Consider the following 14,134-nt stretch of genomic DNA (forward strand, 5'->3'; position numbering starts at 1 on the left):
TACCACGCTCAGCGCCTGACGCGCCAATTCGGTTACTGCTGACGCCGATTTGCTCACCGCTGGTGATATCGATATTCACCACCCCGATTCGGACAACGTGCGACGATGGCGGTCCACTAGTCAGTAGCAAAGTCGGACAGGCGGACACATGGTCACTGCCCTTATCGTCATCGTCGTAATACTGGCCATCGTCACGTGCATCGTTGCGTTCGTAGCGTTGAGCACCTACAACGGGCTCGTCCGCCTTCGGAACGGCTTTAAGAACGCCTTCGCGCAGATCGACGTTCAGCTGACCCGGCGGCACGACCTGATACCGAATCTCGTGGAAACCGCCAAGGCCTATATGGCGCACGAGCGTGGGACCCTCGAAGCGGTCATTCAGGCGCGTAACGCCGCAATTACCGCACGGACGGCGGCCACCGGAAACCCGGGAGACCCCAACGCCATGGGTCAGCTGGCAGCCTCGGAAGGTGCGCTGACCGGCGCCCTTAGCAAGCTGTTTGCGCTGAGTGAGGCATACCCAGACCTCAAGGCTAACCAGAATATGATGCAGCTCTCGGAGACGCTTACCTCGACAGAGAACAAAGTTGCTTTCGCCCGCCAGGCCTACAACGACTCGGTGATGGCTTACAACAACAGGCGCGAAGTTTTCCCGGCTACCTTCTTCGCGGGCATGTTCGGCTTCACCGCAGCAGCACCGCTGGAGGCGGCCGGTCCGGAGGTGCATGAAGTCCCGCGGGTTCAGTTCTGACCTAGGTCATGGACTTCTTCGAGCGCGAGCGGAAGGTACGCGCGGCGTCGAGAAGGATGGTGTTGCTTTTTATCTTGGCCGTGCTCGGAATTACGGCGATGGTGAATTTCGCGGTCATCGTGCCGACGGTGTCCAAGGGAGCAGCAACGCCGGAGCAGTTGATCGGGCTATCGGTGGTCGTTAGCGGCGTAGTGCTGCTGATGATTGCCGGGGTGTCGATTGTCAAGACAATGATGCTGCGCGAGGGTGGCGGCATCAAGGTTGCCGAAAGCCTCGGCGCGAAACGTGTACCGGATATGCCAACCGACCCAAAGCTCCATCGGTACCGCAACGTCGTCGAGGAGATCGCAATTGCTTCGAGCACACCGGTGCCCGTGCTCTTCTACCTCCCGCAAGAACCGGGCATCAACGCCTTCGCCGCGGGATACACGACCGCGGATGCGGCCGTGTGCGTCACCCAGGGCTCGCTCGATCGGCTCAACCGCGACGAACTCCAGGGTGTGATCGCACACGAGTTCAGCCACGTCGTGAACGGCGATATGCGATTGAGCCTCAAACTCATCGGCGTGCTGGCCGGGATCACCGCGTTAGCAGTCGTCGGCCGGATGATGTGGTACGTGGGTGGGCGCAGCCGTGACGCTCGCATCAGCCTCCCGTTGTGGGCGCTGGGGTTGGTCGTTCTGGCAGCAGGCTGGATCGGAGTCTTCTTCGGGCGGCTGATCAAAGCAGCCGTCTCGCGTGATCGCGAGTATCTCGCTGATGCGTCAGCGGTCCAATACACGCGACAAACGAGTGGGCTGACTGGGGCGCTGAAGAAGATCGGCGGGCTCGAGGCCGGCTCCCGCCTCAACAGCCACCAAACCGAAAACGTCAGCCACATGCTCTTCGGCGAAGGCATGAAAATCTCTGCGCTATACGCAACCCACCCGCCGCTGCTCAAGCGCATCCAGGTGCTCGAGCCCGGTTTTACTCCCAGCAACCTCGACGAGCTGCGTCAACGCTGGTCCAGTCAGCCGCCGGACGGCGCACAAGAGGACGCCAGAATGGCTTTCACGGATGCCGCAGTCCAGCAAGCGCCCCCACGTCGCGTCAGTGCTCGCGAATACGCTGCGGCGGTTGGTAACCCGACCGCCGCTTCCTACGAGGCTGGGGCGCGCATACGCAAAGCGGTCCCGCAGAACCTTGCCGACCTTGCGCACAATTCCGCCACTGCGGTTCCGTTGATCTACGGGCTTGTCTTCGACCGCAGCGAAAATGTCCGGCAGGCTCAGTACCAAATCGTCGCGCGGTACCACGGCAAGCAGGTGGCCGATGAGTCATGGCGATGTGCCGCAGAGCTGGCGAACCTCGAGCCGAGCTTGCGCCTGCCCGTCGCATCCATCGCGTTCCCCGCTCTGCGTGCTAGCCCCGAGGCTGAGACGCGATTGATGACATCGGTTCTCGGCGAACTGATCAACGCCGACGGTCAGATCAACATCTTTGAATACTGTTTGGGCACACTCGTTTTCGTTGCCTTACATGAGGCTCTCACGTCAGGATCGCCGTGGAAGAGCAAGCGTCAGAATCTGGCCAGCGCGCAAAGCGCGATCTGCCGGCTGATCGCTCTACTGGCCCAGACGGCTAACAGCGACCCAACGGCCGCGGCGGCGGCCTTTCAAGCGGGGATCTCTGTCGCATACCCCCAGGCACGGATCCCATTCGTGCCGGTTCCGGACGTTCTGGCGCTCGAACAAGTGTGGCCGGTGATCGACGGACTCGAAGGCAACGACAAGGCCACCGTTGTTGCCGCCGTCGTGACGACGGTAATGGCCGACAGGGTGGTCACCGAGGAGGAGTCTGAGCTGCTTCGAACCGTGTGCGGTGTGCTGCACTGCCCGGTTCCCCCGGTTATTTGAGGCGCCGCGAACACTGCCGCGAAAGTTACTGCGGCATTTGCAGTTCCAGTCGCACTCCGAGCAGCCGGACCGGGCGGTCCAGCTCGAAAAGGTCCAGCACCCGCAGCGCGGCCGCGATGATCACATCGGCGTCGGTCGTCGGCTCGTCGAGCTTGCGGATCTTCGTGCGGGTGTAGAACGTGGCGGTGCGGACGGTCACCGCCACGCGGGTGACGATGCGCGAGGAGGCCACCACATCGCTCAGTGCATGCTGCGCCAATTCGGTTACCGCTGAATCCATTTCGCTGCGTTCGGTGAGGTCTCGCGGGAAGGTTACGACGTGACTGCGGGAGCGCGGCACCCACGGTTCGGCACTGACCGTGTCATCGCCGCCGCCGTTGGCCAGCAGCAACAGCCACAACCCGGTCCGCGGCCCGAATGTCGATGTCAGCAGCTCGGCGTCGGTGTGGGCCAATTGCCAGACGGTTGTGATACCCAGAGTGGCAAGCTTTTTCATCGTTTTAGGCCCGACGCCCCAGAGTGCATCGACTGGCCGGTCGCCCATCACCGTCATCCAGTTCGCGTCGGTAAGGGTAGACACGCCAGCCGGTTTCGCGAACCCGGTGGCAATCTTGGCGCGCTGCTTGTTGTCGCTGATGCCTACCGAACAGGACAGCCCGGTCGCCGATGAGATCACGGCGCGGATCAGTTCGGCAAGTTCGGTTGGGTCCTCGGCTGGCGTCTCGATAAATGCCTCGTCCCAACCCCACACCTCGACCGGGTGGCCCAGGTCACGCAGCAATCCCATCACCTCGTCGGAGGCAGCGTCATAAGCCGCGGGATCCGACGGCAGGAAAGTGGCGTCGGGACAGCGCCGGGCTGCGGTGCGTAGCGGCATCCCCGCGTGCACACCGAATTCGCGGGCTTCGTAGGACGCGCACGTCACCACCTTGCGCGGTTCGGTCGGATCACCGCTGCCCCCGACAATGACCGGCAGCCCGGCCAACTCGGGGTGGCGGCGCAGTTCGACCGAGGCGAGGAATTGGTCGAGGTCGACGTGCAGGATCCAGCTTTTCGGCACCGGGGGTGAGGCGCTCACCGTCCACACAGCTTGCGCGCCAAGCTTTCCCACGCGTCGCCAAGGCTCTGCAGGGTCTGGCCGGCATCGTCGAGTTGATGCTCGACGTAGTCGGCGTCGAGCAACGCCAGCAGGGCATCGGTTTGGGCATCGAGGTTGCCGGTCGTCCCGGCCGTCGCCAGCAGCATCCGTACGTGCATGCGCAGCACCATGTAGGGGGCGTTGATCGGCGAACCGTGACGGGTATGCGGGTCACGGTTGGCGTCGGAGAGCAGTTCGCGGTGAACATGGGCAAAACGCAGCCGGTCGCGCCCGAACGCCAGCAGCCGATCCAACGGCGGCGCATCCGGACCCAGCGGCGGCGGACCGAACAGAAACGCTTGCTGGCTGGCCCGCTCGTCCTCGTCGAGCAGCACCATCATCAAGCCGGCCCGACTGCCGAACCGGCGGAACACCGTGCCCTTGCCGACGCCCGCCGCGGCGGCGATGTCGTCCATGGTGACCGCGTCGGCGCCGCGCTCGGCGATGAGCCGGCGCGCGGCGTCCAGCAACAGCACCCGGTTGCGGGCCGCGTCGCCGCGCTCTAACGGCGCGGAAGGCGATAGCTCACCCAACCAGTCGGCAGCGCTCACACCCGCACTTTAACGCGGATGGAATAATCCGGACTAGGGTCCGCTTAAGTCGTGGAAGGATGTAGACCAACTATCGAAGGGAAAAGGACATGCCGGAGATCAAGGTCTTGACGTTGGTAGGAAGCCTGCGTGCCGCTTCAATCAACCGTCAGATCGCCGAGTTGGCGGTAGACGTCGCCCCGGAGGGCGTCACCGTGACCGTCTTCGACAGGCTCGGTGAGCTGCCGTTCTACAACGAGGACGTTGACAACGACGCCGAAGTGTCCACCGCGGTCACCGCGCTACGGGCGGCCGCCGCCGAGGCTGATGCAGCCCTGGTGGTGACCCCGGAATACAACGGCAGCATCCCGGCCGTCATCAAGAACGCGATCGACTGGCTCTCTCGGCCGTTCGGCGACGGGGCGTTGAAGGACAAGCCGCTGGCCGTGATCGGTGGGTCGTTCGGCCGCTACGGCGGTCTCTGGGCGCACGACGAGACCCGCAAGTCCTTCGGGATCGCCGGTCCTCGCGTCGTCGAGTCGATCAAGCTGTCCGTGCCGTTCGGATCGCTCAATGGGCAGGCCCCGCAGCAGAACGCCGAGTTGGTGTCCAATGTGCGCGATGCGGTGGGCAAGCTGGTCGCCGAAGTGGGCTGACGCCCATTCGGGCCGTTTGCTGAGCAGATGCGGCCGGTGTGTTTTGTCGGTGCCGGGTGGTAAGTCTGGGTGTATACCGCCGCGAAACGATTTTGTGATCTACGACACGCCGGAGCCGCACCGAGGCGAGGGCTTACGACCAGGGAATTTCATGAATGTTTTTCAGAACATCTTGTATCCCTACTTATTGTCACCCACTAGGTGTAGTGTTTCCGACACCGACAGACCCCAGGTTCACCAGGTCGACCGGGCCGCGTCAACCGGCAACGCAAGCAGGCTGACGAGGATCGGCAAATTGGGAATTCTGCGGCGCGGCGGTCTGCTGAATAGCAGTACACATGCAGTACCTGAGTAGTTGCCAGTCTCGTCCTGTTCTCGTCCTAGTCCCAGCGTCGACAGAGGAGTCGTACCGATGAGCGTCACCGTCTACACCAAGCCGGCATGTGTGCAGTGCAACGCCACGTACAAGGCGCTGGATAAGGAAGGCATCGCCTACGAGAAGGTCGACATCAGCCTGGACTCCGAGGCACGCGACTACGTGATGGCGCTGGGCTACCTGCAGGCTCCCGTGGTGGTAGCCGGCGGCGAGCACTGGTCGGGCTTCCGGCCCGACCGGATCAAGGCGCTCGCCGGTGCCGTGCTGAGCGCGTAGCCGGCAGCGGCGCAGTAGGACAGGAGGGGATCGTCGTGCCGTCCTGCAGCCTGGTGTATTTCTCCAGCGTGTCCGAGAACACCCATCGCTTCGTGCAGAAGCTGGGTATTCCGGCGACGCGGATACCGCTGCACGGCCGTATCGAGGTGGACCGACCGTATGTGCTGGTGCTGCCGACGTACGGCGGCGGCCGCCCGACTCCGAACATCAACGATGGTGGCTATGTCCCTAAGCAGGTCATCGCGTTTTTGAACAACGAGCACAATCGATCGTTGATCCGCGGCGTCATCGCCGCGGGCAACAACAACTTCGGTACCGAATTCGCCTATGCGGGCAACGTGGTCTCCCGCAAATGCGGCGTTCCCTATCTCTACCGCTTCGAACTGATGGGAACCGAGGACGACGTACAAGCCGTCCGCGCGGGCCTCGCTGACTTCTGGAAGGACGACACGTGCCACCAACCGCCGCAACTGCAGAGCGTGTACCCCCCGCCGGACACGGCGCTCATTCTTCTGGGCCGGGCGGCGTCGATTACCACGCCCTGAACGCGATGCTGAACCTGTACGACGCCGACGGCCACATTCAGTTCGACAAGGACCGCGAAGCCGCGCATCAGTACTTCCTGCAGCACGTCAACCAGAACACGGTGTTCTTCCACAATCAGGACGAGAAGCTCGACTACCTGATCAAGGAAAACTATTACGAGCGTGAGGTTCTCGACCAGTACTCACGCAACTTCGTCAAGACGTTGCTCGACCGCGCGTATGCCAAGAAGTTCCGCTTCCCGACGTTCTTGGGGGCGTTCAAGTACTACACCTCCTACACGTTGAAGACGTTCGACGGCAAGCGGTATCTGGAGCGCTTCGAAGACCGGGTCGTCATGGTGGCGCTCACCCTGGCCGCCGGAGACACCACGCTGGCCGAGAAGCTCGTCGACGAGATCATCGACGGCCGGTTCCAGCCGGCCACCCCGACATTCCTCAACTCGGGCAAGAAGCAGCGCGGCGAACCGGTGAGCTGCTTTTTGCTGCGCATCGAAGACAACATGGAGTCCATCGGGCGATCGATCAACTCCGCGCTGCAGCTGTCTAAGCGCGGCGGGGGAGTTGCGTTGCTGCTGACCAACATTCGCGAGCACGGCGCACCGATCAAGAACATCGAAAACCAGTCGTCCGGGGTCATCCCGATCATGAAGCTGCTGGAGGATTCGTTCTCCTACGCCAACCAGCTCGGCGCGCGCCAGGGGGCCGGCGCGGTCTATCTGCACGCGCATCACCCGGACATCTACCGCTTCCTCGACACCAAGCGGGAAAACGCTGACGAGAAGATCCGGATCAAGACGCTAAGCCTGGGCGTGGTGATTCCCGACATCACCTTCGAGCTGGCCAAGAACAACGAGGACATGTACCTGTTCTCGCCCTACGACGTCGAACGCATCTACGGAGTGCCGTTCGCCGACATCTCGGTCACCGAGAAGTACTACGAGATGGTCGACGACGCACGTATCCGCAAGACCAAGATCAAGGCCCGCGAGTTCTTCCAGACGCTGGCCGAACTGCAATTCGAGTCCGGCTACCCCTACATCATGTACGAAGACACGGTGAACCGAGCCAACCCGATCGAAGGCAAGATCACCCACTCCAACCTCTGCTCGGAGATCTTGCAGGTGTCCACGCCGTCGCTGTTCAACGAGGACCTCACGTATGCCAAAGTGGGCAAAGACATTTCGTGCAACCTAGGTTCGCTGAACATCGCCAAGGCGATGGACTCACCGGATTTCGCGCAGACCATCGAGGTGGCCATCCGGGCGCTTACGGCGGTGAGCGACCAGACCCACATCTGGTCGGTGCCCTCGATCGAGCAGGGCAACAACGACTCGCACGCGATCGGGCTCGGGCAGATGAACCTGCACGGCTATCTGGCTCGCGAACGCGTCTACTACGGCTCCGAAGAGGGCGTCGACTTCACCAACATCTACTTCTACACGGTGCTCTACCATGCGCTGCGCGCGTCGAATCGCATTGCGATCGAACGCGGTTCGAGCTTCAAGGGCTTCGCGCAATCGAAGTACGCGTCGGGGGAGTTCTTCGACAAGTACACCGACCAGATCTGGGAACCCAAGACCGAGAAGGTGCGTCAGCTTTTCGCCGACGCAGAGATCCGCATTCCCGACCAAGACGACTGGCGCAGGCTAAAAGAGTCGGTGCAGGCGCACGGGATCTACAACCAGAATCTGCAGGCGGTGCCGCCGACCGGATCGATCTCCTACATCAACCACTCGACATCGTCGATCCACCCGATCGTGTCCAAGGTCGAGATCCGCAAGGAAGGCAAGATCGGCCGCGCCTACTACCCGGCGCCTTACATGACCAACGACAACCTGGATTACTACCAGGACGCCTACGAGATCGGCTACGAGAAGATCATCGACACGTATGCCGCGGCCACCCAGCACGTGGACCAGGGCCTCAGCCTGACGCTGTTCTTCAAGGACACCGCCACCACCCGCGATGTCAACAAGGCGCAGATTTATGCCTGGCGCAAGGGCATCAAAACCCTGTACTACATCCGGTTACGGCAGATGGCGCTGGAGGGCACCGAAGTCGAGGGCTGCGTGTCCTGCATGCTGTGACGTCGCGGAGACGATAGCCCGGCTAAGAAGGCCTTGCGACCTGGCCAATAGCTTCGAGACACATGTTCTTGTTGGTTGTTTATTAGCTTGCTCTCAGCTACAGTTACGCGCCGGAGGAGCTGTAGCGCAGAAACGGGGCGAGCTATGAGTTTTAGTCGAATATGCGGTTTTGCCATCGCCGGTGCGGCGGCTGGGGCCATGCTGGGCGCGGCGTTGCTGGCCAGCCCCATGGCTTATGCCGACGACGTCGCGACGTTGCCGGTGCCGCCGTTTAACCCGTTCCAGGTCTCCAACGTCAACGCCCCTCTCGGTCCTCCGGGCCTGACGGCGGTGACGACGAATGAAGAATGGTCCACGATTCCTGGCGGCGAGCAGCTTCAATATGACGAAGCTTGGACACTTTCCGACGGAAGTTACGAGACCCATCAACTCGATGACGTCTACGGGATCCCTGAGAGTTACTTCGAGCACGATTCGACTGTGGTCACCGCCAGCGAAGGGGTGGCGCCTCCGGTGGGAACCGAATGGGATACGTCCATTTTCTGGCTACCTTCGTGGGGCTACAGCCAGGAACTATTTATAAATTACAGCTTGACCACTTCGGCGGGAACTGTGGACGTTTTATCGCCGCAGTACATTCCGTTGCTGGCGGCGTGGAGCAATGAGTTTTACAACGGCCCGGCGGGAATATTCGACGACCTTGTCTCTAATAATGGTGCCGCCGTTATTCCCATCATTGACATCCCCGCCGATACTTCGTCCGCTGCCGCGGCCGACTTCAGCACGCTGTGGTCTGACCTCCTCGGCACACTTTGATTCATCAATGCGCCGAGCAGGCTGCGCAGAAGGGAAACAGTTATGAGTTCTCGTCGTTCACACGGGTTTGCCGTCATTCTCGGCGGGGCCGCCGCCATAATGGGTGCGGCGTTACTTACCGGCCCCGTGGCGTACGCGGACGAGCCGTTTCCGGTGCCCCTCCCTGACATTGACGTATTCCGTCCCGGTAACGGTGGACCAACGGACGTCCAGACCTCTGGTCTCTTCCCCTTGTACTGGACCACCCAGGGAACCGGTGGCTTTGACATATTCGACCCACCAACCGGACACGTGATAGCCACCTATGACGCCACCGTGCATGTCGATGCTGCGCTGTTGGCGGCTCTCACCAATACTGTGACGCAGGTCATCGACACCACCGCCGGGGGTCCCGCGGTCGGGACGGTGTGGGGAGTGTCAGAATTCGGTATCCCGATTATTGCTGGCACGGACTTTTTCGTCCAGCCTGTCTTGGTGAACTATTCCGAAAGCGATCCGACGGGCACGACGCAAGACTGGTTCCAAATCCCTGCCCTCCAGGTCGGTGATTACTTCTCGACCGGCCCGGCTGGAACGCTGGACGAGCTGACGTTCCAGGGATTAGGACCTTTTTCGTTTGTTGTTCCCCTTTTTGATATCCCGGCAGCCGCATCCACCGCTGCCGCGACCGACACCAGTTCGCTATTGTCTGACCTCTCCGCGATGTTCTGATTCACCGTCCGTCGAGTGTGGGCTTGATGCACGCTTCGGTGGAAAAGTGTGCATCAAGGGCACGCTCGGCAAGGGTTTTGTGCCCAATGCCGAGGGACATCAATTGCGGCTCGGCGGCTTGCCCAGGTCAGCGGGGTTCGACGCGGTAAAGTGCTTGACGTGGTGAGAATTCCCCGACCTGCTCTACCGCACCCCGGTGCAAAGCCCGGGGTCAAGGTCGACGCGCGCAGCGAGCGCTGGCGCGAACACCGCAAGAAGGTGCGTGGTGAGATCGTCGAGGCGGCTTTCCGCGCCATCGACCGATTGGGACCCGACCTCAGCGTCCGTGAGATCGCCGAAGAAGCCGGCACCGCCAAACCCAAGATCTACCGGCATTTCACCGACAAATCGGACCTGTTCCAAGCGATCGGGGAGCGGCTGCGCGACATGCTCTGGGCGGCGGTCTTCCCGTCGATCGACTTCGCCACCAACTCGGTTCGCGAGATCATCCACCGCAGCGCAGAGGAATACGTCAACCTGGTCGACGAGCATCCCAACGTGCTGCGGTTCTTCATCCAGGGCCGATTCCCCGAGCAGTCCGAGTCGACGATGCGGACGCTGAACGAAGGCCGGGAGATCACGCTGGCGATGGCCGAAATGTTTAACAACGAACTGCGTGAGATGAAACTCGACCCCGCCGCGTTCGAGCTGACCGCCTTCGCTGCATTCGGTTCGGCCGCGTCGGCCACCGACTGGTGGCTGGGATCCGACCCCGCGAGCCCGCGGCGGATGGCCCGCGACAGGTTCGTCGAGCACCTGACGACGATCATGATGGGGGTCATCGAGGGCACCGCCCAGCTGCTCGGCATCAAACTGGACCCTGATCAGCCCATCCACAACGCGGTTCCGCGCGACTCCGCGGCGAGCTGAGCCTCGGCGGCGTTGACATCGCCGGGGCCATCGACCACACTTTCCGGTACCGTGGGTACCGGGTAAATAAGGAGCGGCGCATATGAGTATTGCCGAGTCGACGATCCAGCCCGACGCACAAGCGCCACCCGTGCATGCCCGCGCCGTCATCATCGGGACAGGATTCGCCGGACTCGGGATGGCGATCGCGCTGCAGCGTCAGGGTGTCGACTTCATCATCTTGGAGAAGGCCGATGAGGTCGGCGGCACCTGGCGGGACAACAGTTACCCCGGCTGCGCGTGCGACGTCCCGTCCCATCTGTATTCGTTCTCATTCGAACCGAAGGCCACCTGGAGCAAGCTGTTCTCCCCGCAGCCCGAGATCCTCGACTACCTCAAGGGCGTCACCGAGAAATACGGACTGCGCCGCTACATCCGGTTCGGTTCGCTGGTCGACCGCGCGCACTGGGACGACAGCGAATACCGCTGGCACGTGTTCACCGCCTCCGGGCGGGAGTACGTCGCCCAGTTCCTGATCTCGGGCGCCGGCGCGCTACACATCCGGCGGCTGCCGGCAATCGAAGGCATGGACGAATTTCGCGGCGCCGCTTTCCATTCCGCGCAATGGGACCACAGTGTCGACCTGACCGATAAGCGGGTGGCGGTGATCGGCACCGGAGCCAGCGCCATCCAAATCGTGCCGGAGTTGGTGCGCCGCGACGCGGGCGTGACCGAGGTGCAGCTGTATCAGCGCACCCCGCCGTGGGTGGTGCCGCGGCCGAACAGTCTGTTGCCGGACGGGGTGCGCAAAGCCTTCGCGAACGTACCGGGTCTGCGGCTGGCAGTACGATCGGGAATCTATTGGGGCCTCGAGGGTTTGGGCTACGCGATGACCAAGCGGCCAAGCCTGCTGCGTGCCGTCGAGTTGGTCGGGAAGTGGAACATTCGGCGCAGCGTTCGCGATAAGGAGTTGCGGCGCAAGCTCACTCCGAGCTATCGGGCCGGCTGCAAGCGGATTCTGTATGCCGCCGACTATTACCAGGCGGTGGCCAATCCGAAGACCACGCTGATTACCGAGCGGATCACCCGCATCACGCCCGAGGGCATCGTCACCGGCGACGGCGTCGAGCACCCGGTCGACGTCATCGTCTACGCCACCGGATTCCACACCACTGACTCCTACACGTTCGTCGACATCAAGGGTCCGCGCGGCGAGGATCTGGTGGACCGCTGGAACCGGGAGGGCATGGCGGCACATCGCGGCATTGCCGTGGCCGACATGCCGAACCTTTTCTTCCTGCTCGGACCGAACACCGGGCTGGGCCACACGTCGGTGGTTTTCATGATCGAGTCTCAAATCCACTATGTGGCAGAGGCGATCGCGGCGGTCGAGAAGTACGGAGCGCAGGCGCTTGCGCCCAGCCGCTCTGCTCAGGACCGGTTCAACGCGGAGCTGCAAGACAAGCTGGCCGGCTCGGTGTGGAACACCGGTGGCTGCAGCAGCTGGTACCTCGACGAGCGCGGTGTCAACCGAACGTTGTGGAGTGGTATGACCTGGCAGTACTGGCGGTCGACCCGCTCGCTCAAACCCGCCGAATACCGGTTCTTCGGAGTGGGCACGGGCTCGTCGGCGCAGCACCGAAAAGTCAGCGCCTGAGCAGATTTACGAACGCATTCGCGGCAGCATCCACTCCGGCATCGTCATTGGTGGCTACCAGATCCAGCAACAACCCGCGGGTGACAGCCAGGCCGAGGCGTGCCATCGCGGGATCGGACGCACTGCCGGCAAGGCCCGCGACCTCGGCGAGCCAGTCGTTGACGGCGCCGGGAACCATCCAGGCAAACGGCTGTTCTCCTTGCGCCGCACGGGCATAGCACTCGAAGAAGAGGCGCTCAAACCGGCGTAATTCGGGTCGATGGAGGTCGGCCCACATGGCGGCAAAGCCTTCGGCGGGATCTGTGGGCAATTCGGAAAGCAGCCGCATCTGGCGACGCTCGACCTCCTCGACGATCGCGATTAGCAGATCTTCTCGAGAACCGAAGTGGTGCAGCAGCATTCGATGACTGGTGCCGACCGCAGCGGCAACGTCGCGCAGGGAGCGGTCGCCGATGCCGTTCGCGGCGAACTCGTCGATCAGTGCGTCGAGGAGTTGGCGGCGTCGCTGTCGGTCAGGCGTGCGGACCATCGGCGCGGCTGAGTTGCTCAGCTCGGGCCTTGAGTCCTTGGCCCTCGAGGTCGAGGAAGCGCTTGGTCTTCTTGACCATCAACCGTCCGACCAGGGCGCCGAGTGGTCCGCGCTGGTCGAGTTGCTGGCGGACCAGGGTACCGCCACCGGTCCGGGCGGTGATGTAGTGACGAGCGCTCACGTGCACGCCTGGGGAGCGCTGCACCCACGTCCACGACGAGCCCGGTTCGATTTCGGTGACCTGCCAGACCAGCTTCTGCATGCCGGGTTGCTTGATCGCGAACCGTTTGCCCACGGCAAGGGCGGCGCCATCCAAGCCGGCCAAGGAAGTCACCGAGGCGGTCCAGTCGGGCCAATGCTCGACGTCGCTGAAGATCTCCCACACCAGCTGCGGCGGCGCATCGATTTCCACACTGTCTTCGGTAAACATGTACCAAATGGTACATGTTTAGTCGGGCCCTGAATAGGGGGTGTGCTCGACCGACGCCCGGCGACACGCCAACACAAGCTCTTGTGTTCCCTCGTCTTGTCGCACCCCAGGGGTAGTGTCGGAAGCCTGAGCATGTTCGCCTATCCGTCCTGCTGAAGTGGGGTTCTGGTGACCGAAAAAATGAAACTGATCGACCGGGTTTCGGCGATCAACTGGAACCGTCTGCACGACGAAAAGGACGCCGAGGTCTGGGAGCGGCTGACCGGCAACTTCTGGTTGCCCGAGAAGGTGCCGGTGTCCAACGACATCCCGTCCTGGGGAACGCTGAACGCCAACGAGAAGCAACTGACGATGCGGGTGTTCACCGGGTTGACGTTGCTGGACACCATCCAGGGCACGGTCGGGGCGGTCAGCCTGATCCCGGACGCACTGACGCCACACGAAGAGGCGGTCTACACCAACATCGCCTTCATGGAGTCGGTGCACGCCAAGAGCTATAGCTCGATCTTTTCCACGCTGTGCTCGACCGTTGAGATCGACGACGCGTTCCGCTGGTCGGAGGAGAACCCCAACCTGCAGCGCAAGGCCGAGATCGTCATGCAGTACTACAAGGGTGACGAGCCGCTCAAGCGCAAGGTCGCCTCCACCCTGCTGGAGAGCTTCCTGTTCTACTCCGGCTTCTACCTGCCGATGTACTGGTCGAGCCGCGCCAAGCTGACCAACACCGCCGACATGATCCGGCTGATCATCCGCGACGAGGCCGTCCACGGTTACTACATCGGCTACAAATTCCAGCGCGGCCTGGCGCTGGTCGACGACGCACGCAGGCAGGAGCTCAAGGACTACACC

At 62.4% G+C, this 14,134-nt stretch carries 14 protein-coding genes and 1 pseudogene; 11 read left to right on the forward strand and 4 right to left on the reverse strand.

What is annotated here, in order from left to right; all coding sequences use genetic code 11:
- Positions 1–217: 217 nt before the first annotated feature.
- Complete coding sequence (locus WBF82_RS14490; RefSeq protein WP_424383687.1) at positions 218–751, forward strand: LemA family protein; 534 nt, start codon at positions 218–220, stop codon at positions 749–751.
- Between the two features lie 8 nt (positions 752–759).
- Complete coding sequence (locus tag WBF82_RS14495) at positions 760–2,646, forward strand: M48 family metallopeptidase (protein WP_424383688.1); 1,887 nt, start codon at positions 760–762, stop codon at positions 2,644–2,646.
- A 25-nt stretch (positions 2,647–2,671) separates the two neighbouring features.
- Here WBF82_RS14495 and WBF82_RS14500 read toward each other — a convergent pair whose 3' ends face one another.
- Together WBF82_RS14500 and WBF82_RS14505 are read right to left on the reverse strand one after the other, a co-directional pair.
- Positions 2,672–3,706, reverse strand: coding sequence for a DNA polymerase IV (locus WBF82_RS14500; RefSeq protein WP_424383703.1), 1,035 nt, complete (start codon positions 3,704–3,706; stop codon positions 2,672–2,674).
- Positions 3,707–3,720: 14 nt separating this feature from the next.
- Positions 3,721–4,335 (reverse strand): helix-turn-helix domain-containing protein, encoded by a 615-nt coding sequence (locus WBF82_RS14505; RefSeq protein WP_424383689.1) that lies wholly within the window; start codon positions 4,333–4,335, stop codon positions 3,721–3,723.
- An 89-nt stretch (positions 4,336–4,424) separates the two neighbouring features.
- Between WBF82_RS14505 and WBF82_RS14510 the strand changes: the two genes are divergently transcribed.
- The 8 genes and pseudogenes from WBF82_RS14510 (at position 4,425) to WBF82_RS14545 (ending at position 12,326) form a co-directional block, all read left to right on the forward strand.
- Positions 4,425–4,970, forward strand: a complete 546-nt coding sequence (locus tag WBF82_RS14510) for an NAD(P)H-dependent oxidoreductase (RefSeq protein ID WP_424383690.1) — start codon at positions 4,425–4,427, stop codon at positions 4,968–4,970.
- Between the two features lie 412 nt (positions 4,971–5,382).
- The gene (locus WBF82_RS14515; protein ID WP_424383691.1) at positions 5,383–5,622 is read left to right on the forward strand and encodes a redoxin NrdH; all 240 of its coding nucleotides are present in this window, start codon (positions 5,383–5,385) and stop codon (positions 5,620–5,622) included.
- 35 nt (positions 5,623–5,657) lie between these two features.
- Positions 5,658–6,101 (forward strand): annotated as a pseudogene (gene nrdI, locus WBF82_RS14520) (class Ib ribonucleoside-diphosphate reductase assembly flavoprotein NrdI); the annotation flags it as partial.
- Positions 6,074–8,254: a class 1b ribonucleoside-diphosphate reductase subunit alpha gene (gene nrdE, locus WBF82_RS14525; protein ID WP_424383692.1), complete on the forward strand. Its 2,181-nt coding sequence runs from the start codon at positions 6,074–6,076 to the stop codon at positions 8,252–8,254. The pseudogene nrdI and the gene nrdE, both read left to right, overlap by 28 nt.
- 144 nt (positions 8,255–8,398) lie before the next feature.
- Positions 8,399–9,070: a hypothetical protein gene (locus tag WBF82_RS14530; protein WP_424383693.1), complete on the forward strand. Its 672-nt coding sequence runs from the start codon at positions 8,399–8,401 to the stop codon at positions 9,068–9,070.
- A gap of 231 nt (positions 9,071–9,301) precedes the next feature.
- Positions 9,302–9,781: a hypothetical protein gene (locus WBF82_RS14535; RefSeq protein ID WP_424383694.1), complete on the forward strand. Its 480-nt coding sequence runs from the start codon at positions 9,302–9,304 to the stop codon at positions 9,779–9,781.
- Positions 9,782–9,940: 159 nt separating this feature from the next.
- Complete coding sequence (locus WBF82_RS14540) at positions 9,941–10,690, forward strand: TetR/AcrR family transcriptional regulator (protein ID WP_424383695.1); 750 nt, start codon at positions 9,941–9,943, stop codon at positions 10,688–10,690.
- Between the two features lie 82 nt (positions 10,691–10,772).
- The gene (locus tag WBF82_RS14545) at positions 10,773–12,326 is read left to right on the forward strand and encodes a flavin-containing monooxygenase (RefSeq protein ID WP_424383696.1); all 1,554 of its coding nucleotides are present in this window, start codon (positions 10,773–10,775) and stop codon (positions 12,324–12,326) included.
- Here WBF82_RS14545 and WBF82_RS14550 read toward each other — a convergent pair.
- Together WBF82_RS14550 and WBF82_RS14555 are read right to left on the reverse strand one after the other, a co-directional pair.
- The gene (locus tag WBF82_RS14550) at positions 12,316–12,855 is read right to left on the reverse strand and encodes a TetR/AcrR family transcriptional regulator (RefSeq protein WP_424383697.1); all 540 of its coding nucleotides are present in this window, start codon (positions 12,853–12,855) and stop codon (positions 12,316–12,318) included. The two genes, WBF82_RS14545 and WBF82_RS14550, sit on opposite strands and share 11 nt — an antisense overlap.
- Positions 12,839–13,285, reverse strand: coding sequence for an SRPBCC family protein (locus tag WBF82_RS14555; RefSeq protein ID WP_424383698.1), 447 nt, complete (start codon positions 13,283–13,285; stop codon positions 12,839–12,841). Before WBF82_RS14555 ends, WBF82_RS14550 begins: the two co-directional genes overlap by 17 nt.
- Positions 13,286–13,453: 168 nt before the next feature.
- Here WBF82_RS14555 and WBF82_RS14560 point away from each other — a divergent pair.
- Positions 13,454–14,134 (forward strand): ribonucleotide-diphosphate reductase subunit beta (locus WBF82_RS14560; RefSeq protein ID WP_424383699.1); only part of this gene is annotated, 681 nt, incomplete at its 3' end.

It is taken from the genome of Mycobacterium sp. (assembly GCF_049673265.1).
Taxonomy (GTDB): domain Bacteria; phylum Actinomycetota; class Actinomycetes; order Mycobacteriales; family Mycobacteriaceae; genus Mycobacterium.

Bases quoted from the DNA above. Each gene is read 5' to 3' on its own strand.
- WBF82_RS14530 (WP_424383693.1), top strand. From the start codon at position 8,399: ATGAGTTTTAGTCGAATATGCGGTTTTGCCATCGCCGGTGCGGCGGCT.
- WBF82_RS14545 (WP_424383696.1), top strand. From the start codon at position 10,773: ATGAGTATTGCCGAGTCGACGATCCAGCCCGACGCACAAGCGCCACCC.
- WBF82_RS14550 (WP_424383697.1), bottom strand. From the start codon at position 12,855: ATGGTCCGCACGCCTGACCGACAGCGACGCCGCCAACTCCTCGACGCA.
- WBF82_RS14495 (WP_424383688.1), top strand. From the start codon at position 760: ATGGACTTCTTCGAGCGCGAGCGGAAGGTACGCGCGGCGTCGAGAAGG.
- WBF82_RS14515 (WP_424383691.1), top strand. From the start codon at position 5,383: ATGAGCGTCACCGTCTACACCAAGCCGGCATGTGTGCAGTGCAACGCC.
- WBF82_RS14510 (WP_424383690.1), top strand. From the start codon at position 4,425: ATGCCGGAGATCAAGGTCTTGACGTTGGTAGGAAGCCTGCGTGCCGCT.
- WBF82_RS14555 (WP_424383698.1), bottom strand. From the start codon at position 13,285: ATGTTTACCGAAGACAGTGTGGAAATCGATGCGCCGCCGCAGCTGGTG.